20 protein-coding genes and 1 tRNA gene are annotated in these 20,672 nt (G+C 64.1%); 10 read left to right on the top strand and 11 right to left on the bottom strand.

Going from position 1 to position 20,672, the window contains the following annotated elements:
* Positions 1 to 162: 162 nt before the first annotated feature.
* On the bottom strand, positions 163 to 585 hold the full coding sequence (locus tag AC1DXN_RS12485; RefSeq protein ID WP_477270208.1) for a metallopeptidase family protein: 423 nt from the start codon (positions 583 to 585) through the stop codon (positions 163 to 165).
* A 434-nt stretch (positions 586 to 1,019) separates the two neighbouring features.
* Between AC1DXN_RS12485 and AC1DXN_RS12480 the strand changes: the two genes are divergently transcribed.
* Genes AC1DXN_RS12480 through AC1DXN_RS12470 form a run of 3 tightly spaced genes read left to right on the top strand, consistent with a single transcriptional unit; the run spans position 1,020 to position 6,773 of the window.
* Complete coding sequence (locus AC1DXN_RS12480; protein WP_477270206.1) at positions 1,020 to 2,039, top strand: ImuA family protein; 1,020 nt, start codon at positions 1,020 to 1,022, stop codon at positions 2,037 to 2,039.
* Positions 1,981 to 3,456, top strand: a complete 1,476-nt coding sequence (locus AC1DXN_RS12475) for a DUF6504 family protein (protein ID WP_477270204.1) — start codon at positions 1,981 to 1,983, stop codon at positions 3,454 to 3,456. Before AC1DXN_RS12480 ends, AC1DXN_RS12475 begins: the two co-directional genes overlap by 59 nt.
* Entirely contained in the window at positions 3,453 to 6,773 is a 3,321-nt protein-coding gene (locus tag AC1DXN_RS12470; protein ID WP_477270202.1) for an error-prone DNA polymerase, read from the top strand. The genes AC1DXN_RS12475 and AC1DXN_RS12470 overlap by 4 nt, the downstream gene beginning before the upstream one ends.
* Before the next feature lie 231 nt (positions 6,774 to 7,004).
* Here AC1DXN_RS12470 and AC1DXN_RS12465 read toward each other — a convergent pair whose 3' ends face one another.
* The 4 genes from AC1DXN_RS12465 to AC1DXN_RS12450 form a co-directional block, all read right to left on the bottom strand.
* Positions 7,005 to 7,235 (bottom strand): Trm112 family protein, encoded by a 231-nt coding sequence (locus tag AC1DXN_RS12465; protein WP_477270200.1) that lies wholly within the window; start codon positions 7,233 to 7,235, stop codon positions 7,005 to 7,007.
* Positions 7,236 to 7,333: 98 nt separating this feature from the next.
* Positions 7,334 to 8,005 carry an LON peptidase substrate-binding domain-containing protein gene (locus AC1DXN_RS12460; protein WP_477271452.1) on the bottom strand — a complete coding sequence of 224 codons (672 nt, stop codon included), beginning with the start codon at positions 8,003 to 8,005 and terminating at the stop codon, positions 7,334 to 7,336.
* Positions 8,006 to 8,185: 180 nt separating this feature from the next.
* Positions 8,186 to 9,169 carry a thioredoxin gene (gene trxA, locus AC1DXN_RS12455; RefSeq protein ID WP_477250338.1) on the bottom strand — a complete coding sequence of 328 codons (984 nt, stop codon included), beginning with the start codon at positions 9,167 to 9,169 and terminating at the stop codon, positions 8,186 to 8,188.
* Positions 9,170 to 9,255: 86 nt separating this feature from the next.
* On the bottom strand, positions 9,256 to 9,753 hold the full coding sequence (locus AC1DXN_RS12450) for a prolyl-tRNA synthetase associated domain-containing protein (protein WP_477250340.1): 498 nt from the start codon (positions 9,751 to 9,753) through the stop codon (positions 9,256 to 9,258).
* 223 nt (positions 9,754 to 9,976) lie between these two features.
* Here AC1DXN_RS12450 and AC1DXN_RS12445 point away from each other — a divergent pair.
* A tRNA-Gly gene (locus AC1DXN_RS12445) sits at positions 9,977 to 10,051 on the top strand.
* A 108-nt stretch (positions 10,052 to 10,159) separates the two neighbouring features.
* Here the strand turns inward: AC1DXN_RS12445 and AC1DXN_RS12440 are convergent.
* The 4 genes from AC1DXN_RS12440 to AC1DXN_RS12425 all read right to left on the bottom strand — a co-directional run bounded on the left by AC1DXN_RS12440 (position 10,160) and on the right by AC1DXN_RS12425 (position 14,868).
* A complete protein-coding gene (locus AC1DXN_RS12440) occupies positions 10,160 to 11,185 on the bottom strand; it encodes a LacI family DNA-binding transcriptional regulator (RefSeq protein ID WP_477270198.1) in 1,026 nt (341 codons plus the stop codon).
* A gap of 21 nt (positions 11,186 to 11,206) precedes the next feature.
* Complete coding sequence (locus AC1DXN_RS12435; RefSeq protein ID WP_477270196.1) at positions 11,207 to 12,223, bottom strand: ABC transporter permease; 1,017 nt, start codon at positions 12,221 to 12,223, stop codon at positions 11,207 to 11,209.
* Complete coding sequence (locus AC1DXN_RS12430; protein WP_477270194.1) at positions 12,220 to 13,725, bottom strand: sugar ABC transporter ATP-binding protein; 1,506 nt, start codon at positions 13,723 to 13,725, stop codon at positions 12,220 to 12,222. Before AC1DXN_RS12430 ends, AC1DXN_RS12435 begins: the two co-directional genes overlap by 4 nt.
* A gap of 162 nt (positions 13,726 to 13,887) precedes the next feature.
* The gene (locus tag AC1DXN_RS12425) at positions 13,888 to 14,868 is read right to left on the bottom strand and encodes a substrate-binding domain-containing protein (protein WP_477250350.1); all 981 of its coding nucleotides are present in this window, start codon (positions 14,866 to 14,868) and stop codon (positions 13,888 to 13,890) included.
* A gap of 305 nt (positions 14,869 to 15,173) precedes the next feature.
* On the opposite strand from AC1DXN_RS12425, the gene AC1DXN_RS12420 reads away from it, so the two are divergent.
* The 5 genes from AC1DXN_RS12420 to AC1DXN_RS12400 all read left to right on the top strand — a co-directional run bounded on the left by AC1DXN_RS12420 (position 15,174) and on the right by AC1DXN_RS12400 (position 17,941).
* The gene (locus AC1DXN_RS12420) at positions 15,174 to 15,731 is read left to right on the top strand and encodes a dihydrofolate reductase family protein (protein ID WP_477270192.1); all 558 of its coding nucleotides are present in this window, start codon (positions 15,174 to 15,176) and stop codon (positions 15,729 to 15,731) included.
* A gap of 222 nt (positions 15,732 to 15,953) precedes the next feature.
* Positions 15,954 to 16,703 carry a COG4280 domain-containing protein gene (locus tag AC1DXN_RS12415; RefSeq protein WP_477270190.1) on the top strand — a complete coding sequence of 250 codons (750 nt, stop codon included), beginning with the start codon at positions 15,954 to 15,956 and terminating at the stop codon, positions 16,701 to 16,703.
* Positions 16,700 to 16,909: a hypothetical protein gene (locus AC1DXN_RS12410; RefSeq protein WP_477270188.1), complete on the top strand. Its 210-nt coding sequence runs from the start codon at positions 16,700 to 16,702 to the stop codon at positions 16,907 to 16,909. The genes AC1DXN_RS12415 and AC1DXN_RS12410 overlap by 4 nt, the downstream gene beginning before the upstream one ends.
* 293 nt (positions 16,910 to 17,202) lie before the next feature.
* Positions 17,203 to 17,463 (top strand): DUF982 domain-containing protein, encoded by a 261-nt coding sequence (locus tag AC1DXN_RS12405; protein ID WP_477250357.1) that lies wholly within the window; start codon positions 17,203 to 17,205, stop codon positions 17,461 to 17,463.
* Positions 17,464 to 17,467: 4 nt separating this feature from the next.
* Entirely contained in the window at positions 17,468 to 17,941 is a 474-nt protein-coding gene (locus AC1DXN_RS12400) for a hypothetical protein (protein ID WP_477270186.1), read from the top strand.
* A 142-nt stretch (positions 17,942 to 18,083) separates the two neighbouring features.
* Here the strand turns inward: AC1DXN_RS12400 and AC1DXN_RS12395 are convergent, their stop codons facing one another.
* Together AC1DXN_RS12395 and AC1DXN_RS12390 are read right to left on the bottom strand one after the other, a co-directional pair.
* On the bottom strand, positions 18,084 to 18,716 hold the full coding sequence (locus tag AC1DXN_RS12395) for a methyltransferase family protein (protein WP_477270184.1): 633 nt from the start codon (positions 18,714 to 18,716) through the stop codon (positions 18,084 to 18,086).
* 138 nt (positions 18,717 to 18,854) lie between these two features.
* The gene (locus AC1DXN_RS12390; RefSeq protein ID WP_477270183.1) at positions 18,855 to 19,283 is read right to left on the bottom strand and encodes an Lrp/AsnC family transcriptional regulator; all 429 of its coding nucleotides are present in this window, start codon (positions 19,281 to 19,283) and stop codon (positions 18,855 to 18,857) included.
* Between the two features lie 126 nt (positions 19,284 to 19,409).
* Between AC1DXN_RS12390 and AC1DXN_RS12385 the strand changes: the two genes are divergently transcribed.
* Positions 19,410 to 20,513 carry a saccharopine dehydrogenase family protein gene (locus AC1DXN_RS12385; RefSeq protein WP_477270181.1) on the top strand — a complete coding sequence of 368 codons (1,104 nt, stop codon included), beginning with the start codon at positions 19,410 to 19,412 and terminating at the stop codon, positions 20,511 to 20,513.
* Positions 20,514 to 20,672: the final 159 nt, after the last annotated feature.

Raw genomic sequence — 20,672 nt, 5'->3', positions numbered from 1 at the left:
GGATGTCGCGACGGCTTTCGCCAGTTTTCAACGTTGAAAAGAAGGCGCCTGAGCCGAAACTGCCAATCTCCCCCCGTGTGGGGGAGATGTCCGGCAGGACAGAGGGGGGCGCGAAGGAACGGGACGTCCGTGCTGGAGACGTGACGCAGCCAAGCAGGCTGCCTACTCCGCCGCCTCTTCAATCTTCTCCATATCATCATCCGACAGCCCGAAATGGTGGCCGATCTCGTGGATCAGCACATGGGTGACGATGTCGCCCAGCGTCTCCTCGTTCTCGGACCAGTAGTCGAGGATGGCGCGGCGGTAGAGCGTAATGCGGTTCGGGCCCTCGCCGGTCTGCGGGTTCCAGCGTTCGGCGATGCCGCGTCCCTCGAACAGGCCGAGCAGGTCGAACGGCGTCTCCAGCGACAGATCGTCCATGATCTCGTCGGTCGGAAACTCGGCGATCTGGATAACGATCTCGCCGGTCAGCTTGCGAAAATCGTCCGGCAGATGCGCGTACGCCTCCAGCGCCAGGAACTCCATTTCCTCCATCGAGGGCGAAAGTTCGTCGTGCCAGGTGCGGGTCTTGTAGATGCGGGCCATGCTTTATCCTTTGAACCCGGCATATAGGCTTTCCCTCAGGAATCGGCAAATGACGCGGCGGCGGCCCCAACGCAACGGCTTCAAACGATCAGTGGTCGATGTCGGCCCCGCCCCTCATTGCCCTGCCGGGCATTTCTCCCCGTGAACGGGGAGAAAGAAGCCGGCCGCAATGCTGGCGCCCGTCTGCAACGTTGGTGATTGGCGAAATGGTCGACGGCAGCGTCCTTCTCCCCGTTCACGGGGAGAAGATGGCGGCAGCCAGATGAGGGGCAGCGCCAACGACCGGAAAGGATGACGGGGCGATTCAAAGCAACCTGCTTGGCTGGGCTCGCGTCGACAGGAATAAATTCCCCATGACTCCGCTTGACTCTTCCGGCCCCCTCTGGAATCTATAGGAACATAACAGGAACAATTGTGAGTGGAAGCTGACCGTCATGGCGATGACCGCCGTGGCGCGGGAGACTGTTTTTGCCCTGCGCCGCCAGATCGCGAAGATCGAGGGAACGCTGCCCGAGCGCCTGGAGGCGCCGGCTGGCCCGTCGCTTGACGCCCCCAATGTCACCTCCAACACCGATGTGACGATTGTCCGCCGCGGCATCGCCGTGGCCTCGCCGGAGGCATTTCTGCGCACCGGCGCCGAGCGTCTCGACCGCGCTTTGAGCGGCGGCCTGCCGAAAGCGGCACTGAGCGAAATCCATGGCACCGAGACCCGCGACGCGGGTTCCGTCGCCGGCTTTGCGCTGTCGCTGATCAGCCTGATCCTCAGGCAAGGGCCGCGCCTGCCGGTGCTTTGGATCGGCACCACGGAGATTTTTCGCGAGGCCGGCTTTCCCTATGCCAGGGGGCTGCATGGCTTTTTCGGCATCGCGCCGGAGCAGTTGCTGTTTTCGCAGGCGCCAAGACTTGTCGACGCGCTGTGGATTGCCGAGGAGGCCGCGAAGATGACGGCGCTGGCCGCCGTCATTCTCGAGATACGCGGCAGCCCGCAGCGGCTCGATCTCACCGCGACGCGGCGGCTGCACGCGCGGGCGCAGAGCGCCGGCCGGCCGGTGTTCCTGCTGCGGCAGGCCGGCGAGGCCGAACCGACGGCCGCACCCGTGCGCCTCATTGTGTCGTCGGCGCCGTCGGCACCGCGCAGCACCATCGCCGGGCCGCTGGCCGGTTCGATCGGCCGCCCCGCCTTCACAATCAGCATCGGCAAGAGCCGCACGGCTCTGCCTGGACAATTCACACTGGAGTGGAACCCCGATGAACACGCTTTTGAGGAAAGACGGCCCCGGGGAGAACGGGCAACGGATACTGTCGCTGTGGTTTCCGCATCTGGCCGCCGAGAGGATATTGCGGCAGCGTCTGGGTCGGTCCTGGCGTTCCCGGCCGTCGGATCATCTGCCACTGGTGATCAGCCATCGCGACCGCAACGCCCAGCGCATCTCAGCCCTCGACGAGCGGGCTGAGGCGCTGCATCTGAAGCGCGGCATGGGCATAGCCGATGCGCGCGCCATGCATCCGTCGATCGACATCGTCGAAGCCGATCTGGACGCCGACCGCCGCCTGCTCGAAGGCCTCGCCGACTGGTGCGACCGCTACACCCCGCTGGTGGCGCTGGACGGTGCCGACGGCCTGTTTCTCGACGTCACCGGCTGCACCCATCTGTTCGGCGGCGAACGCGCCATGCTCGACGACATCCTGTCGCGCTTCTTCCATCAGGGCTTTGATGTCCGCGCCGGCCTTGCCGCCACGCCGGGCGCCGCCTGGGCGGCGGCGCGGTTTTCCGGTGACCTTATCGTCGCGTCAGGCGAGGAGGACGCACTGCTCGCCCCACTGCCATTGGCGGCGTTGCGCATCGACCCCGACATCCGCGCCAGCCTGGAAAGCGTCGGCCTGCGCACCGCCGGCGCCGTCATGGCCGCACCGCGCGCCCCACTTGCCCGCCGCTTCGGCGCTTCGCTGCTGTTGCGCCTCGACCAGGCGCTCGGCCGTCTCGACGAGGCCGTGTCGCCGCGCCTGCCGGTCGCCCCGCTTTCGGTCGAGCGCCACCTCGCCGAGCCCGTCATGCTGACCGACGAGATCGAGCGGCTGGTGCGGCTGCTGGCGACGACCTTGAAAAGCGACCTCGAGCGCCGCGGCGAGGGCGCGAGAACACTGGCGCTGCTTTTGTTTCGCGTCGATGGCGCCGTCAGCCGGATCAGCGTCGGCACCTCGCGCCCCTTGCGCGAACCGCTGCTGATCCAGAGGCTGTTCCACGAGCGGCTGGCCGCGCTCGAACAGGATATCGATGCCGGCTATGGCTTCGATCTCGTGCGCCTCTCGGTGCTGTCGGCGGCTGCCTTCGACATGCAGCAGGCCGACCTCACCGGCGAGGCCGAGGACGACGGCGCCGACATCGCGCTGTTTGCCGACCGCATCCGCGCCCGGCTCGGCGACGGTGCGGTATTGCAACCCGTCGCCGTCGACAGCCATCTGCCGGAGCGCGCCGTCGCCACGCTTCCCTTCACCGAGGCGCCGCAACGGACCACGCCGCCGAAAAAGCCGGAGCGGATGAAGGCGCCGGCGACAATCTTCCGGCCGGAGCGGCCAATTCGGCTGTTCCGATCACCCGAGCCGATCGAAGTGCCGGCCACCGAACTGCCCGAGGGACCGCCGATGAATTTCCGCTGGCGCCGCGCTCTCTACCGGGTCGCCCGCGCCGAGGGACCCGAACGCATCGCACCGGAATGGTGGCGCCAGCAGCAGGGCCAGGGAGACGCGCCGACCCGCGATTATTTCCGCATCGAGGACAGCGACGGCCGCCGCTACTGGCTCTACCGCCAGGGTCTTTACGGCACCGGGCAGCCTTCGCCACGCTGGTTCATGCACGGGGTGTTCGCATGAACGCGCTGACCGTCATTCCCTATGCCGAATTCGGCATCCAGTCGAATTTCTCCTTCCTGCGCGGCGCCTCCAAGCCCGAGGAACTGGTGGTCGCGGCCAAGCTTCTGGGGTTTTCGGCGATCGGCCTTGCCGACCGCAACACGGTGGCCGGCGTCGTGCACGCCTGGCAGCAGGCCAAGGTCGAGCACCTTGCCTATCACCCCGGCTGCCGGCTGGTTTTCGGCGACGGCACGCCGGACATTCTCGCCTATCCCCAGGATCGCAAGGGCTGGGGGCATCTCTGCCGCATGCTCACGCAAGCCAATCTGCGCGACGAAAATGAAAAGGGCGCAACCCTTCTTACCCGCGACGACCTGCTCGAATGGGGCGATCAGATGTCGCTGGCCATATTGCCGGATCTGACGGCGGCCGCGGAAGACGGGCTCGCCCTGCTGCACCAGCTCAGGCACCGCTTCGGCAACAATGTGCGGCTTGCCGTTGCGCCGGATTATCGCGGCAACGACCGGTTCCGCATCGAGCAGGCGGCAGGCCTGTCGGAAGCGACAGGCATGGCGCTGATGGCAACCAATGACGTTCTCTACCACACGGCCGAGCGCCGCTCGCTGCAGGACGTGTTGACGGCAATCCGCCTCAACGTGCCTGTCGCCGAAGCCGGGCTGGAGCTGACCGCCAATGCCGAGCGCCACCTGAAGCCGCCGCTGGAGATGGCCCGCCTGTTCCGCCGCCACCCGCAGGCGCTGATGGAGACGCAGATTTTTGCCGAAGAGCTGACCTTCTCGCTCAGTGATCTCCAGTACAATTATCCTGATGAGCCGACGGAATCGGGACTCGGGCCACAGGCCGAGCTCGAACGATTGGCCAGAGAGGGGGCCGCCACGCGCTATCCGGCGGGCGTCCCTGCTTCCGTATTCCAGCGCATTGGGGAAGAGCTCGCTCTGATCGAGCGCCTGAACTACGCGCGTTACTTCCTGACCGTTTATGACATCGTCAAATATGCCCGCAGCCAGGACATTCTTTGCCAGGGGCGCGGCTCCGCCGCCAATTCGATCGTCTGTTTCTGCATCGGCATCACCGAGGTCGGGCCCGACCGGATCGACACGCTGTTTGAGCGCTTCATTTCCGAGGAGCGCAACGAGCCGCCTGACATCGACGTCGATTTCGAGCACGAAAAGCGCGAGATCGTCATGCAGTACATCTACAACAAATACAGCGCCAAGCGCACCGCGCTGGCCGCCGCCGTCGTCAGCTATCGCGGCCGCTCGGCGCTGCGCGAAGTGGCCAAGGCGATGGGCCTGTCCGACGATGTCCGAGGCGCGCTGTCCGGCTCGATCTGGGGCTGGTCGACCTCGGAACTCGGCGAAAAGGAAGCAAAGGCCGGCGGTATCGACCGGGCCGACCCGTCGACGCGGCATGTGCTCGCTCACGCCAACGAGATCATGGGCTTTCCCCGCCATCTCTCCCAGCATGTCGGCGGCTTCGTCATCACCAGGGACCGGCTCGACGAGATCGTTCCCATCGTCAAGACGGCGATGGACGAGCGCAAGATGGTCGAATGGGACAAGGACGATCTCGACGCGGTAAAAATCCTCAAGGTGGATATTCTGGCGCTCGGCATGCTGACCTGCCTGCAGCGTGCCTTCGCCTTGCTGAGGGATCATTACCCGGACGCGCGAGACCCACATGGCCGACCCTATGTGCTGGCCACATTGCCGGCGGAGGACAAGCGTGTCTACGACATGATCTGCCGTGCCGACACGCTCGGCGTTTTCCAGATCGAATCGCGCGCCCAGATGTCGATGCTGCCGCGCCTGCGGCCGCAGAATTTTTACGACCTCGTCATCGAGGTGGCGATCGTGCGGCCCGGCCCGATCCAAGGCGACATGGTCCACCCCTATCTGCGCCGCCGGCAAGGCAAGGAAGAGGCGGAGTATCCCAAGCCGGAGTTGAAAGAGATCCTCGGCAAAACGCTGGGCGTGCCGCTGTTCCAGGAACAGGCGATGAAGATCGCCATCGTCGCCGGCGGCTTCAGGCCGGGCGAGGCCGATGAATTGCGCCGCGCCATGGCCACTTTCAAGCGCACCGGCACCATCGGCAATTACCGCCAGCGCATGGTCGATGGCATGATGAAAAGGGGATACGAGAAAGACTTCGCCGAGCGCTGCTTCAAGCAGATCGAAGGTTTTGGCGAATATGGCTTTCCCGAAAGCCATGCCGCGTCCTTCGCCCTGCTGGTCTATGCCTCCTGCTGGTTCAAGACCTTCTATCCCGACGTGTTCTGCGTCGCGATCCTGAATTCACAGCCGATGGGTTTTTACCAGCCGGCCCAGCTGGTTCGCGACGCACGCGACCATGGCGTCGACATCCGCGAGGTCGACGTCAATCATTCCGCCTGGGATTGCGCCCTGGAGGAATCGGCCTTCAATCCGGCGCGGGTCCTCGAACGCCATGGCGAGATGCGCGGCGTCATTCGGACCAACCATGCCGTCCGGCTTGGCTTCCGCCAGATCAAGGGACTTTCCAAGGAGCGCATGGACCTGTTCGTCGCCAGGCGCGGTTCCGGCTACACAACCGTCAGGGATGTCTGGTTGCGCTCCGGCCTCGACGTCGGCGAAATCGAAAGACTGGCGCAGGCCGACGCTTTCCGCTCGCTCGGCCTCGACCGCCGTGAAGCGCTGTGGGCGGTGCGCGCTCTCGACGGCAAGAGTGCCGCCGAAAAGTTGCCTTTGTTCGACCAGCCCGAAATCCGCCTGCGCGAGCTGGAGCCGCAGACAAAGCTGCCGACAATGCCGCTCGGCGAACATGTCATCCACGACTACCGTTCGCTCGGCCTTTCGCTGAAGGCGCACCCGGTCGCCTTCCTGCGCGAACGACTGGATCGTGCCGGCGTCACGCCCAATGCCCGGTTGGGCTCCGTGCGCGACGGCAGGCGGGTCTCCGTCGCCGGCCTCGTGCTGGTGCGGCAACGGCCCGGCAAGGGTAATGCCATTTTCCTGACGCTCGAAGACGACAAGGCGGTCGCCAACATCATTTTCTGGCAAAGAACCTTTGAACGCTTTCGGCCCATCGTCATGGGCGCGCGCTTCGTCCGCGTCACCGGCAAATTGCAGTCGGAATCGGGTGTGGTCCACATCGTCGCCGAAAAGGTCGAGGATCTGACGCCCTGGCTGACGGTGCTGCTGGAGAAGGTCAGCGCGGCCAGCCCGCCAGTCGCCGATCAAAGCCTGCCGACTATACGGAGCGCGCCGATCAGACAGGATATCGCGACGCTGTCGGGAGAAGCGGAGCGGGTCATGCCCAAGGGGCGTAACTTTCAGTAGGTACTTCGGCTTCTGCGCGAACGTCAGCGGGACAGCGCCCCCCTCTGCCCTACCGGGCATCTCCCCCACACGGGGAGATCGGCAGCTTCGCCGCCAGCTCTCTCATATTAAACGTTGGAGATTGGCGAAAGCTGAGGCGACATCCAATCTCCCCCCGTGTGGGGGAGATGTCCGGCAGGACAGAGGGGGGCGCGAAGGAATGCCGACACTCGTTCTCCTCGCTGTAGTCGTTCAAGCAGGCCCGCTCGCACGCGGCTGCGCCAGCACGTCCTCGGCCGAAAGCGCCCGCGCCTCCGAGGGCAGCATGATCGGGATGCCGTCGCGCACCGGATAGGCAAGCTTTGCCACCCTTGAGACCAATTCGCCGCGCTCCGGGTCCCAGGCCAGCGGGCCCTTGGTCAGCGGGCAGGCCAGAAGTTCCAGCAGCTTGGGATCGACCTTGTTCCCGCCATCCGCCGCCATCGGCTCTCTCCTTCTTCGCCAAACGCCAACCCAACGTGTGTTGAGATTCAGGTCAGGCCGAGTTTTGCAGGCCGGCATCACCTGAATACCGGCACACCTTACTGCAGGCTCGAGCCAAAATCCTCATTCTCGCGCGCCAGCGCCATTTCGGTGATGGCGATCAGCGTTTCGGCGCGCGTCTTCAGATCCGCCGCTTCGAGCAGCGCCTGTTTCTCGGCCGGCCCATAGGGAGCCATCATCGACAGCGCGTTGACCAGCATGGCGTTTTCGGCGCGGCTGACGCTTTCCCAGTCGGCTTCCAGATCATTGGCCTGCAGATACGCGCGAAATGCCCTCAGCAACGCTGGCCGATCGATCTCGTTCGCCGCCTGATCTTCATGGAGATCGGCGAGAAAGGGCGCGATCTTGCCCTGGCGAAACGGAGTTTTGACCGGGAGTTCATGTGCGATGCGAAACCGGCAGACGCCCTGCAGCGAAATCAGATAGCGGCCGTCGCCGCTTTCGGCCAGCGAGATGATGCGCCCGGCGCAGCCGACATTGCAGAGTTCCGGCTCGCCGTCGGCGCGCAAGGCGCCGTCGAGGCTGGGCTGGATGATGCCGATCAGCCGCGATCCGGCCATCGCCTCATCGACCATCTGCAGATAGCGCGGCTCGAAAATGTTGAGCGGCATGCGGCCGCCCGGCAACAGCAGCGCGCCTTCGAGCGGAAAGATCGCGATCGTCGACGGCAAATCCTTGGCCTGCCGGTAGTGCGCGTTTCCCGCCTGCACCTCATCCTCCGATCGCTTCGTCAAGAAGCGCGTCAATCCGGAATTTCGCCCGTCGCAATCCAACAGGCGCAAGCCATGCCCGAAGCAAGCGGATCGGTCCGGCCCGATCTCTTGCCGTCTAACATGGCGCAGCCACCGTGACCCGCAAGGCCATCCGCCAAAAACAGCCTAAAACCGGCTCTACGAAAACAGCAGCGACGACAGTTTGCGCCGTGCCGCCAGCGTCGCTTCGTCGGTCATGCCCCAGGCCTCGAAGAACTGCAGCAATTGCGTCTTGGCGCCATCGTCGTTCCAGGCGCGGTCGGCCTTGATGATGGCCAGCAGATTGTCGGCGGCCTGCGTGCGTTCGCCCTTGGCGTTCTGGATCATGGCCAGATCGAAGCGCGCCTGATGATCGCCGGGATTGGCGGCCAGGCGCTGCTCGAACTCGGCCGGATTGCCAAGGGCCGCGGCTTGCGCGGCGAGTGCGATCTTGGCGCGCACGGCGGCAAGCACCGGCGCGTCCTTCTTGGCTTCCGGCGCCTTGGCCAGAACCTCTTCGGCGCCCGCTGTGTCGCCGGCCTCGAACAGCAGCTCGCCCAGCCCGGCAATCGCCTCGATCGTCTCCGGCGCCTGCTCCAGGATGGCGTCATAAATGTCGGCCGCGGTTTGCATGTCGCCGGCGGCGCGCGCTTCCGCTGCCGCGGCCAGCGCCTCGGCCACCGGCGGCGCGCCGTTGCCCTTGCCGCCAACCTTGGTGATGAATTCGGCGATCTGGCTCTCCGGGATAGCGCCCATGAAGCCGTCGACCGGCTGGCCGTCCTTGAAGGCGATGACCGCCGGGATCGACTGGATGCCGAGCTGGCCGGCGATCGACGGATGATCGTCGATGTTCATCTTGACCAGCTTGACCTTGCCGCCGGCGGCGCGCACCGCCTTTTCCAGGAGCGGCGTCAATTGCTTGCACGGGCCGCACCACGGCGCCCAGAAATCGACCAGCACCGGTTGGCGGCGCGATTCCTGGACGACGTCGGCGGCAAAGGCCGCGGTGGTGGTGTCCTTGATGACATCGGCGGTGGGCGCCTCGCCAAGCGCAACCTTCGGCCGGGCAGGCTCGGTTCCACCATACTGCACTGTGGTGGAATATTGGCCACTGGCGCCGCCAAACGGATTGTTGTCACTCATCTCGTCACCCTTTCGGTCGCGCCGCTGTCCCACGGACGGGCGCAACGCCCTTTTTCACAAAGCCGGTTTCAGCCACCATGTGGCGATCACGCCGAGACTTTCAAGATAACAGCATCATGCCCGGTTGCCTCGACGAATTTGATCAGGTCGGCGGCGGCGATCGATGTCGTGGCTTCATTGGTCAGCGGATGGGCGTTGATCACCGCATGCGCCATCAGTTCCTGGTCGAGAACCACCTTGACCCGGCGCGAAGTATCGTTGATCAGCCCGAACACCGTGACCGCGCCCGGAACCACGCCGAGCAGCTCCATCAGCAGCTCCGGTCTGCCGAAGGAAACACGGCCTGTGGCGCCGATGAGATGGTGGATCTGCTTGAGATCGACCTCCGCCTCCTCGCCGACGCTGACCAGGAAGACATTGTCCTTCTTGTCCTTGAGGAACAGGTTCTTGGTGTGCCCGCCGGCAATTTCCCCGCGCAGCGCCTGCGAATCGGCAACCGTGAACAGCGGCGGATGGCGCCGCGTCTCGACGGCGATGCCGAGTTCGGCGAGAAAGGCGAAAAGCTCGGCTTCGGTCTTCGGCATCGGTATTTTTCTCTGTCGCGGTTCAAGCCTGCCGTTTACGGCCAATGATGCCGTCGAGACAAGACCGTCGTGCAACAAGGCAATAGGCGGCTTATCGCCGCGCATGCATCCGGCAAGGCTAGTCCGCGCCATCAGGTGCGGCCAAAAGGCCTGCGATTTCCCTGTTGCAATCGCCGCGCTCTTCGGCCATATAGGCGCGGCTTGCGGCCCAAAAGCCGTGCGAGCGGGTGTAGCTCAGGGGTAGAGCACAACCTTGCCAAGGTTGGGGTCGAGCGTTCGAATCGCTTCACCCGCTCCAATTTCCTCCTAGGGAAATCAAGCATCGAAAAGCCGCGGTTTTCCGCGGCTTTTTCGTTTCTGGGGTGATTCGCGAGGCCTCTTGCGCTCGCTCTTCGGTGCCGGCCGCCTATGACTTGCCTCTTCCACCCGGTCCGGGCCAGGGAGCACAGCTTTCTCTCTCGACGAGGACAGGCAGGAGGATTTCACGGCGCGACTGGGCCGCAGGGTCGCCGAGGCGATCCAGCAGCAGGCTCACAGCCCACGTTCCTATCTTCTCGACCGGTTGGGCGACCGTCGTCAGCGGCGGCCAGGTGGTGACGGCATAGGGTATGTCGTCGAAGCCGATCATCGACATGTCCTCGGGAACCTGCAATCCGCGCGAGCGCAGCGCCGTCAGCGCGCCCATGGCCATCAGGTCGTTGCAGGCGAAGACCGCCGTGATCTCGGGCGCCTGCGCCATCAGGCGCTCCATCGCCAGGCGCCCGCCGGCGAATTGATAGTCGGAATCCACCACCCTCGCCGCAGGCAAGTCCAGCCCGGCTTCGCGCAGCGCCCTGATGAAGCCGAGCAGGCGGGCGGGGCTCGAACTGGAATCCCGCGGGCCGCCGATGACGCCAAACGTGCGGTGGCCGAGCTTGATCAGATATTGACCGGCGAGGTAGCCACCGTGATCGTGGTCCACCAGCACCGAGTCCATATTGAGTGACTGGATCTCGCGATCGAGCAGCACCGCCGGCACGTTGGTCTTGGAGAGGCGCGAGAACACCCGCGCGCGGTCCGACGAGCCGGCAAAGATCAGGCCGTCGATCTGTTTTGCTATCAGCACGGACAGATAGCGCTCCTCCTTTTCGGCGCTGCCGTCCGAATTGCACAGGATCACCGTGTAGCCCGCCAGGAAACCCGCATCCTCGATCTGGCGCGCGACGCTGGCGAAGAACGGGTTGGAATTGTCGGGCAGAAGCAGGCCGATGGTCTTGGTCTCGCCGCGCCGCAGGCTGCGGGCCAGCGAATTCGGGCTGTAGCGCAAGGCCGCGATCGCCGCGTGCACCCGCTCGGCCGTCTCCGGTCCGACATGGCGTGTCTGGTTCATGACGTGCGACACGGTGGCGACGGACACCCCGGCATGTCGCGCGACATCGGCAATCGTCGTCATGGTCCCCTTTCCCGCATTTTTCTAGCGAATTACCCTGAGCAGCCTTTCCCGGTAGGCGTCAAGGATGACGGCCAGCACGATGACAAGGCCGATCACGATCGGCTTGAAACTATCACCGACGCCGAGCAGCTGCAGCCCGGTGCCCAGCACCTGAAGAATGCAGGCGCCCACCAGCGTGCCGATGATGGAGCCCTTGCCTCCGTTCAGGCTGGTTCCGCCGATGATGACCGCGGCAATGGCGTTGAGCTCGTAACCGACGCCGGCGATCGGGCTGCCGATGTTCAGGCGCAGCAGATAGACCATGGCCGCGATGCCGGCCGTCGCGCCGCTGATCGTGAAGGCGGCGATCTTGTAGACGTCCGGATTGTGGCCCGAGAGGCGCACCGCTTCGTCATTGGTGCCGACGGCGAAGATCATGCGGCCGAAAACGGTGAAGCGCAGCACGAACCAGCCGACGGCGATCACCAGCACCGCGATGAGGAAGATCGAAGGCAGGAAGCCGCCGATGATGAGGTTGCCGAAATCGATGAAGCTTTGCGGCAGGCCGGTGATCGTCGAATTGTCGCTCACCACGCGCGCCGCTCCCGCGGCCATGTTGAGCATGCCGAGCGTAACGATGAAGGATGGGATCTTCCAGCGTGTGGAGATCAGGCCGTTGAGGGCGCCGCAGACGGCACCGGTCGCCATGCAGGCAAGCAGCGCCAGTGTGATCGCCATCGCCGGCGACAAGCTCTCGTTGATCATGACGGTTGCGCCGACGACCGTGCAGAGCGCAAGCACCGAGCCGACGGAGAGGTCGATGCCGCCGGTGAGGATGACGAAGGTCATGCCCGCCGCCAGAACCGTGTTGATGGCGATCTGCACGAAGATCTTCAGCGCGTTCTCCGGCGTGGCGAAATAGGGGGCCGTGAAGGAGAAGAACAGCGTGATCAGCACCAGTGCCACCAGCACGCCGGCGTCGCGGACGAGAAAGCGCAGGAGCTTCGGCCTGGCAGAGGAGGCAGGTGCCGACGCTGCGGTTTCGGACATGTCGCTCATGGTCGCACATACTCCTGATAGGCGAGCGACAAGATGCGCTCCTGGTCGAATTCGGATCGCGGCACTTCGCCGACGATCCTGTTCTTCGAAAAGACGATGATGCGGTGGCACATGCCCATGAGTTCGGGCAGGTCGGACGATACCATGACGATGCCCTTCTGCGCCGCCGCCAGCATCCACAGCAACTGATAGATCTCGCGCCGCGCGCCGATGTCGACGCCGCGCGTCGGCTCGTCGAGGATCAGCGTCGAGGTGCCGCGAAACAGCCACTTCGCCAGAACCACCTTTTGCTGGTTGCCACCCGAAAGGTCGCGCACGGCCTGGGCGATCGAGCTGGTCTTGACCCGCAACTGGCCGACCAGATCGGTCGCCGCGGCGGCCTCCGCGTCACGATCGAGCAGACCGTACCGCGAGACCCTGCTGAGGTCGGTGATGGTCATGTTCTGGTCGACCGGCAGGTCGAGCAGCAGGCCCTGGCCCTTGCGATCTTCGGTGAGCAGGCTCAGCCCATGCCGCACGGCGTCCTTCGGCGCGAAAATCGCGGCCCGCACGCCGTCGACTTCGATGACGCCGCCGATCTTTGCATCGGCGCCGAACAGCGCCCGCATCGCCTCTGTCCGGCCGCTGCCGACGAGGCCGGCCACCCCCAGTATCTCGCCATGTCGAACGTCGAAGGATATTGCGGGTGTCGTGGTGTCGCGCTTCAGATCCTTGACGCTGAGCGCAACCTTGCCCGGCACGATGGAGGTGTCGAAGCCGTATTCGTCGGCGATGTCGCGTCCGATCATCATGCGCACGAGGTCGGGCACGGTGAGACCCTGCAGGTCGCGGGTGCTCACCAGCTGGCCGTTGCGCAGCACCGTCACCCGATCGCCGATTTCGAACACCTCATGCAGGCGGTGCGAGATGTAGATGATGGTGACGCCCTTCGCCTTCAGCCGCTTGATGATGGCGAACAGGCGTTCGATTTCCGGTGGCGTCAACGTCGCGGTCGGCTCGTCCAGGACAAGAAGCTTGCTGTCGTAGCAAAGCGCTTTTGCGATCTCGACGAGTTGCATCTGCGCGACGCCGAGTTCCTCGACGCGCGTCTTCGGGTCGACGTCCAGGCCGACCTCCTTGAGGAGTGAAACGGCGCGCCGGTTGAGCACCTTGCCATCGACCACGCCGAAGCGGCGGGGCAGGCTCTCCAGCATCAGGTTCTCGGCGATGCTCAGATACGGGAGCTGATTGAGTTCCTGGTGGACGATGCGAATGCCGCCTGCCTGCGCGTCGTGAGGCGTCTTCGGGTGGTAAGGCACGCCGTTGAAGGCAATCTCACCGCTGTCAGGCCGGTAGATGCCCGCCAAGAGCTTGATCAGAGTCGACTTGCCGGCGCCGTTTTCGCCCAGAATGATGTGGGTTTCGCCGCGTTCGATGGCGAGCGAGACGCCGCTGAGCGCGATGGCGCCCGGAAACACCTTGCCGACCCCTTCCAGGGTTAAGATTGCATCGTTCGCCGTCATGGCAACAAATCCTGAACTTCGCTCGCGCGCCTGGACGAGGGGCATCAACTCCACGGCGGGCGCCGTCATCGCCGCCAGGGCTTGGCTAGCGGCCATGACGGCGTATGCGAGGCCGGAGCATCTGCGCCCGGCCGTGGCGATGCAAGGGTCCGCTCGGAGGCCTTAGCCGGTGACGAGCTTGATGTCGGTCTTGACCCAGCCGGAGAATTTCTCGCCAGCCAATTCGCGCAGGCCGTAGTCGATGCCCAGCGCTGCCATCTTGGCGCCATACTGCTCGATCGTGGCAAGCATCTTGCCGCTCTTCAGCAGCGGTCCGACAGCCGGAATGTTGTCGAAGCCTACCACCTTGATCTGGTCCGACTTGCCGGCCGCGTCGATGGCCTTGACGACGCCGAGCGCCATCGAATCATTCGCCGCCATCACGCCCTGAATGTCGGGGTGCTGGGTCATGAAGTTGGTCATCAGCGTGTTGGCTTCCTCGGTTTCCCAGTGTGCCGTCTTGCTGTCGAGCAGATCCAGCCCGTGTTCCTTCACCGCGTCGTCGAAGCCCAGCTTGCGCTCCTTGGCATTGTCGGCTTCCGGGTTGCCTTCGAGAATGACGACCTTGCCACCCTTGCCAAGCGCCTTGCCGAGCGCGTCGCCGGCCAGCTTGGCGCCGGCGCGGTTGTCAGGCCCGAAGAAGGCGAGATCGATGCCGGCTTTCTTCTTGGCTTCTTCGTCAAGCGCGACGTCGATGTTGATCACCTTGATGCCGGCCTTCAGCGCCTTAGCGATCGGGGTGACCATGGCCTTCGAATCGGCCGGGGCAACGACGATGATATTGAATTTCTGGGTGATGAAATTCTCGATCGCGTCGACCTGCGCGGCAAAGTCACGCTCGTCCTTCATGCCGACGGCGGCGAAATCGAACTTGTCCTTGTTCTTGGCCGCGTAGTCTTCGGCGCCGGCCTGCATCTGCTTGAAGAATTCGTTCGCCAGCGACTTCATGACCAGGCCGACCTTCGGTTTGTCGGCCGCGATGGCCGGTCCGAGCGGCATGGCCAGCGCACCCGCCGCCAGCACGCTGGTCTTGAGGAATTGGCGGCGAGAAAATGGGCTTGAATCGAGACCGGGGACGGCGTGCGTATTCGGGTTCTTGCTCATGCGTTCCTCCACTTGATTGAACCGTAATCGATTGCGTAACCGATTACGCCGCCAGTAAGTGCCACTATTTGCCCGCTGTCAACATCCATTGCCGGAACGATCGAGCGTTCGAATCGCTTCGCCCGCAGCTACGCCATTGTCCGACGGGGTATCCAGCAGGCTCCCTGGAGCCGCCGATCGTACGCCGCCAAGAGCGGGTTTTCCGGCCTGGCGCCAACGTCTTGAACCGACCCATCGCGGAAGTTCGGCATCAACCGCGAGCAATCGGCCTTCATGTTCTCCATTGTATGGCTTAGACTCGCCGCATGGGACTGTTGACCTTCGGCATCAACGTCACCCTGGACGGCTGCGTCGACCACCAGGAGGGAATTGCCGACGACGAGACGCACGCCTTCTTCACCCGCCTTATGGATGAGGGCGGAGCAATGCTGTGGGGTCGCGTCACCTACGAGATGATGGAGAGCTACTGGCCGGCAGTCGCCCGCGGCGACGAGGAGGCGCCGCCGGCGATACGCGAGTGGGCGGTCAAGCTGGAGGCCAAGCCGAAATACGTAGTGTCATCGACGCGAAAGGCCTTCCCGTGGACCAACAGCCACCACATCGGCGGCGACCTGCGCACGGGCGTGCAGAGGCTCAAGGACGCGACCCCGGCCGGCGTGCTCCTCGGTAGCGGCAAGCTCGCGACCGAGCTGGACCGGCTGGATCTGATCGACGAGTACAAGCTCCTCGTGCACCCCAGGATCGCGAGCCACGGCCCGACCCTCTACCAGAGCGGGCTGCCCAGCACGCGACGGCTCGAGCTGATCTCGGCCAAGCCGCTCCGCAACGGCGCGGTCGCCATGCATTACCGGCGCGCGCGCTGACCGAGAGCCACCTCTTCGCGCGTCCGCCTCAGCACCAGAGCGGAAATCGTACCTTAGAGGGCGATAGCGTAGGCGTAGTGATCGGGCCTCGATTCTGCGCTCCAATTTCCTCATAGGGGAATCAGGCATCGAAAAGCCGCGGTCCGCCGCGGCTTTTTCGTTTGGGCGCACTGGAAGCAAAATTCGCGCTAGGGCATTCTCGCAAGCTACTCGGGATGCCTCATGCACAGTCTCACCCCCATCCTGTCGACCGTCACCGCCGCTTTCCTCGCTTCCTTCGTAGAGGTCGTCGAGGCCTTCACCATCGTGCTGGCGGTCGGGGTGACGCGCGGCTGGCGGCCGGCGCTCACCGGCGCTGCCCTGGCGCTGGCGCTGCTGGCGGCGCTGGTACTGGCGTTCGGACCGCTGCTGGCGCTGGTTCCGATCACCGTTCTGCAATTCGTCGTCGGCGTGCTGCTGATCCTGTTTGGCCTGCGCTGGCTGCGCAAGGCCATTCTGCGCGCCGTCGGCATCATCGCCCTGCACGACGAGGAGCTCGCCTTTTCAAAGGAGACAGCCAGTCTGCAGCAGCAGGCCAATGACCGCCGCGCCGACTATTTGGCAGGGCTGGCGGCATTCAAGGCGGTGCTGCTCGAAGGCGTCGAGGTGGTGTTCATCGTCATTGCGGTCGGCGCCGCGCATGGGCAGACCCTTTACGCCGGCCTTGGCGCGCTGGCGGCGTTCGTCCTGGTGATGTTGATCGGGCTCGCGGTGCACCGGCCGCTGGCGCGCGTGCCGGAAAATGCGCTCAAATTCGTCGTCGGGCTGATGTTGACCAGTTTTGGCATTTTCTGGACCGGCGAAGGCATCGGCGCCGACTGGCCGGGCGCCGACCTCGCTCTGCTGGCCATCTTCGCTGTCGTTTCGGTGGCGTCCCTTGCCATCGTCCGCTGGCTGCGCGGCGCCTATCCCAAGGAAGGGTTTGCCCGATGAATGTTGTCCGTCTTGCCCTCAAGGAGCTTGTCGGCATGTTCGTCGACGACGGCAATCTGGCCCTGCTGGCGCTGATCCTGATTGCGACGGTCACAGCGGCGGTGAAGTTTCTGGCGCTGCCGCGATTGCTTGGCGGCGTGTTGCTGCTGGTGGGTTGCCTTGCGATTCTGGTGCAGAGCGTCCGCCGCGCCGCGCGCACGCGATAGCGGTCCATTGCCTGCTGACGACCAGTGCGCTGAAAGCAAGCAAGAAAGACCGCCAACTACGCATAGAGACGACGAGGCCATGCAGCAGGGTCGCCGCAGTGTGCGTATCCTTGCGGTGCGTCGATTTCGTTCAGCGGATGTAAATGGCGACGCAATCGCAAACCACAGCCGATACGTCATAGTTAATGGACAGTGCTTTGTTTAAGTGCTCAACTAGATTTGTCATCAGCCATTGAACGGGCGCTGGTGCTTGAGAGCGCATATCATTCTCCCGCCCCAGCGGGAGCTGTGCAGTGACAATCAACCCAACCTTTGTATTTTCCGGAATTCCCATTGAAAGCACCGACGGCACGATTTCGGTGCTGCGGACACTTCCCGAAATGGCCGACGCCCTGGCGAATGACTGGCCCTCCGATGGGCCGATGTTCATGGCTGCGCTGGCTGCCCTGGTGCAGGAAAGGGTCGGCTCTTGCAGCACGAGAGACGTCCACAGGGCCTTCATTGCGGCGGCTGTCGAAGCCGATTGCCTTCCCGACAGCTACCTGAAGGATTGAGGAGATGCCTTTCACGCTCCGCACGACACTCTGTGAGACGAGGGATGCGCTGCACGTGCTGCGAAGGGCCCTGTTTGTCCGCGGTCATATGGAAGCGATGGAGAGCATCGATACGCATATTGGCTTCGCGGAAGACGAAGCCGTCCAGGCGATAAGCGCGATTGACCGCGCGGAATTTCGACCACCCATCCTGGTCTCGGTGGCAAACCCGGTGGTATCAGCCGCTATTGTCGCCCCGACCGCGCTGCCGACAAAACTCGGCGAGCTCAGGGACCTTGGACTGGGCCTGAGCGCCTATTGCGGCAATCCGCGTTGCGGTCATTTGCGCTCGCTCGATCTTGACGCTCTGATCGAGACTTACGGCACCCACTACGATTTCATCTCCGAACGGCGGCTGGCCTCGAAGCTAATATGCAAGCGCTGCCAGCATGTCGGCGGCAGGTTGGTCGTGGTTTCCGACAAAAGGCCCCGCTATTGACGGCCGGGCAGGATCAGGCGTGGATCAATAGAGGGTGAACAATGTCGGCAGGAAGCCGCCATTCCTGAAATGCTCGCCTCGTGATCCCGATGCCCGGCGTCCGCCGCGCGGCTGGTGGCGCCAATCAATACAATCAATACAATCAATAGACGGTGAAAAGCGTCGGCAGGAGGCCGCTATTCCTGAAATGCTCGACCGTTTCGATCAGCGGGAAAAGGGCAAGGAAATAGAGCCCGTCATAAAAGGTCCGCTTCAGAGCACCCGTTGAAAACTGCCGCTCGGCCTGGTCGGCAAACAGCAGCGGATTCGGCCAGAAGCGCGGTGTCCGCTCGGCATACGCCGCATAGGCGGGGCCGAACTTTCCTAGCAGGAATTCGGCTTCCTTGCGCGCCGTCACCCGGAAAACGATGAAACTGGCGAGGCCCAATGCCAGGGCCACCACCACGGATCCGTATATCAACCCTATGCCCACCGCGCCGATCGTGGAGAAGAAATAGAGCGGGTTCTGCGTCATCGAGAATGGCCCCGCGGAAATCAGCTCTTCGTTCTTCTTGCCGCCGACATAGAGGATGCTCCAGAGGCGACCGCCGACACAGGCAAGCACCAGGATGACGCCGAGGAGTTCCATGAGCTCGTGACCGTCCGACCCTTCGCTCAGGAACGGCTTGGCAAACAACAGCAGCACCATGGCCAGCACGACCGCGACCTGGACAACGATCAGGCGCTTGTGCTGGTCGAAAGCCTGCGGCGAGGGCTTGGAAGAAGCGTAGGTCATGGTGTTCTCGCGACTCCGGCAAGCCTGTGGAACCTGGGCAACGAAAGTGCGCCCTGCATTAGCCACTACTCTTTCTGCCCGCTGCTGGCGAGATGTCGGTGGCGATTTTGTCGCTTCCGAAGGGCTCACCGCCCTCGCTCAGCGGTCGATGCGCGTCGACAGGATGATCGAGGATGACGTCCGCTCGACCCCTTCCATGGCGCCGATCTGATCGAGCAGCGTGTCGAGATCGCGGATCGACGGTGCGTCGACGATGACGATCATGTCGAAATTGCCGCTGACCGAATGCAGCGTCCTGACCGGCGCCAGCGCCTGCAGGCTGCGCACCACCTTGTCGGCAAGCTTGGGCGTGACTGTGAGCAGCACATGCGCCCGCACCAGCCCCCGCTCATAGTCCGGCGCCAGCCTGACCCCATAGCCGGTGATGATGCCGCGCTGTTCCAGCCGCTCGATCCGGCTCTGCACCGTGGTGCGCGACACGCCGAGCTGCCGCGCCAGCTCAGCGGTCGAGGCGCGCGCATTGCCGCGCAGCAGGGAAAGCAGGGCCTGTTCGGCGTCACTGAGCATTTCGACGAACCTTATCGGCAGATTGACCAAAGAGAGGCTTCGTTTCGAACAATTCCACGCTTCCTTTCGACAGGCAAGCTGCGATTCTGCCCCAAACTAATCAACTTTCGGGCGAGGGAACCGGTCATGAAGAAAATTACTGTCGTCGGTGCGGGCAAAATCGGCTCGACCATTGCCGAGATGCTCGCGGCAACCGGTGATTATCACGTCACCCTGGTCGACCGCTCGGCGGCACAGCTCGCGGCGGCTGAACTGCCGGCCGCAGTGGCAACGCTGGAGCTCGACATCGAAGCATCAGGCGCGCTCGAGGCGGCGCTCGCCGGCACATTCGCGGTGCTCAGCGCCGCGCCCTTCCATCTCACCACGCGCATTGCCGAGGCGGCAGCCAGCGCCGCCGTGCATTATCTCGATTTGACCGAGGATGTCGTCTCGACCCGCCGGGTCAAGGAACTGGCGCGTTCGGGCAAGAGCGCCTTCATCCCGCAATGCGGCCTGGCGCCCGGCTTCATCTCGATCGTCGCCAACAATCTCGCCAGCCGCTTCGACTCGCTGGAAAGCGTGCGCATGCGCGTCGGCGCGCTGCCGCAATACCCGTCGAACGCGCTGAACTACAACCTGACCTGGAGCACCGACGGCGTCATCAACGAATATTGCGAGCCGTGCGAGGCGATCGTCGAAGGCGAGCTGGTCGAGGTGCCGCCGCTGGAAGAGCGCGAGGAATTCTCGCTCGACGGCGTCACCTACGAGGCGTTCAACACCTCGGGCGGCCTGGGCACGCTGGCCGAAACGCTGAAGGGCAGGGTGCGCACGCTGAACTACCGCACCATCCGCTACCCCGGCCACGCCGCGATCATGAAGGCGCTGCTCAACGACCTCGGCCTGCGCCACCGCCGCGACGTGCTGAAGGACATTTTTGAAAGTGCTTTGCCGGCAACGCTTCAGGACGTGGTCATCGTCTTCGTCACCGTCTCCGGCCGCAAGAACGGCCGACTGCTGCAGGAAACCTACGCCAACAAGATCTACTCGAAGCGTGTCGGCAATGTGGTGCGCAGCGCCATCCAGATCACCACCGCGTCCGGCATCTGCGCCGTGCTCGACATGCTGGCCGACGGCAGCCTGCCGGCGACCGGCTTCGTCAAGCAGGAAGACATCGCACTCGACGCCTTCCTCGCCAACCGCTTCGGCCGCGCCTACGCCCAGCACGAAATGGTAAGCCGGCTGGCGAGCTGAGCTGCCTCTACCCTTCTCCCCCTGTGGGAGAAGGTGGATCGGCGCGTAGCGCCGAGACGGTTGAGGGGTGTTCCAGCGGAGTGCGGCGTTGGCGTTCCCTGGAACACCCCTCATCCGTCGCCTTCGGCGACACCTTCTCCCACAGGGGGAGAAGGGAAG

It is taken from the genome of Mesorhizobium sp. P2_H9 (assembly GCF_056403215.1).
This window is presented reverse-complemented; position numbering and strand designations above follow the sequence as displayed.

Coding starts and splice junctions, on each gene's coding strand:
- AC1DXN_RS12400 (WP_477270186.1), top strand. CDS start 17,468: ATGCCTTTCACGCTCCGCACGACACTCTGTGAGACGAGGGATGCGCTG.
- AC1DXN_RS12440 (WP_477270198.1), bottom strand. CDS start 11,185: ATGACGACGATTGCCGATGTCGCGCGACATGCCGGGGTGTCCGTCGCC.
- AC1DXN_RS12470 (WP_477270202.1), top strand. CDS start 3,453: ATGAACGCGCTGACCGTCATTCCCTATGCCGAATTCGGCATCCAGTCG.
- AC1DXN_RS12385 (WP_477270181.1), top strand. CDS start 19,410: ATGAAGAAAATTACTGTCGTCGGTGCGGGCAAAATCGGCTCGACCATT.
- AC1DXN_RS12465 (WP_477270200.1), bottom strand. CDS start 7,235: ATGGCGGCGGATGGCGGGAACAAGGTCGATCCCAAGCTGCTGGAACTT.
- AC1DXN_RS12415 (WP_477270190.1), top strand. CDS start 15,954: ATGCACAGTCTCACCCCCATCCTGTCGACCGTCACCGCCGCTTTCCTC.
- AC1DXN_RS12420 (WP_477270192.1), top strand. CDS start 15,174: ATGGGACTGTTGACCTTCGGCATCAACGTCACCCTGGACGGCTGCGTC.
- AC1DXN_RS12395 (WP_477270184.1), bottom strand. CDS start 18,716: ATGACCTACGCTTCTTCCAAGCCCTCGCCGCAGGCTTTCGACCAGCAC.
- AC1DXN_RS12450 (WP_477250340.1), bottom strand. CDS start 9,753: ATGCCGAAGACCGAAGCCGAGCTTTTCGCCTTTCTCGCCGAACTCGGC.
- AC1DXN_RS12390 (WP_477270183.1), bottom strand. CDS start 19,283: ATGCTCAGTGACGCCGAACAGGCCCTGCTTTCCCTGCTGCGCGGCAAT.
- AC1DXN_RS12410 (WP_477270188.1), top strand. CDS start 16,700: ATGAATGTTGTCCGTCTTGCCCTCAAGGAGCTTGTCGGCATGTTCGTC.
- AC1DXN_RS12430 (WP_477270194.1), bottom strand. CDS start 13,725: ATGACGGCGAACGATGCAATCTTAACCCTGGAAGGGGTCGGCAAGGTG.
- AC1DXN_RS12485 (WP_477270208.1), bottom strand. CDS start 585: ATGGCCCGCATCTACAAGACCCGCACCTGGCACGACGAACTTTCGCCC.
- AC1DXN_RS12425 (WP_477250350.1), bottom strand. CDS start 14,868: ATGAGCAAGAACCCGAATACGCACGCCGTCCCCGGTCTCGATTCAAGC.
- trxA (WP_477250338.1), bottom strand. CDS start 9,169: ATGAGTGACAACAATCCGTTTGGCGGCGCCAGTGGCCAATATTCCACC.
- AC1DXN_RS12480 (WP_477270206.1), top strand. CDS start 1,020: ATGGCGATGACCGCCGTGGCGCGGGAGACTGTTTTTGCCCTGCGCCGC.
- AC1DXN_RS12435 (WP_477270196.1), bottom strand. CDS start 12,223: ATGAGCGACATGTCCGAAACCGCAGCGTCGGCACCTGCCTCCTCTGCC.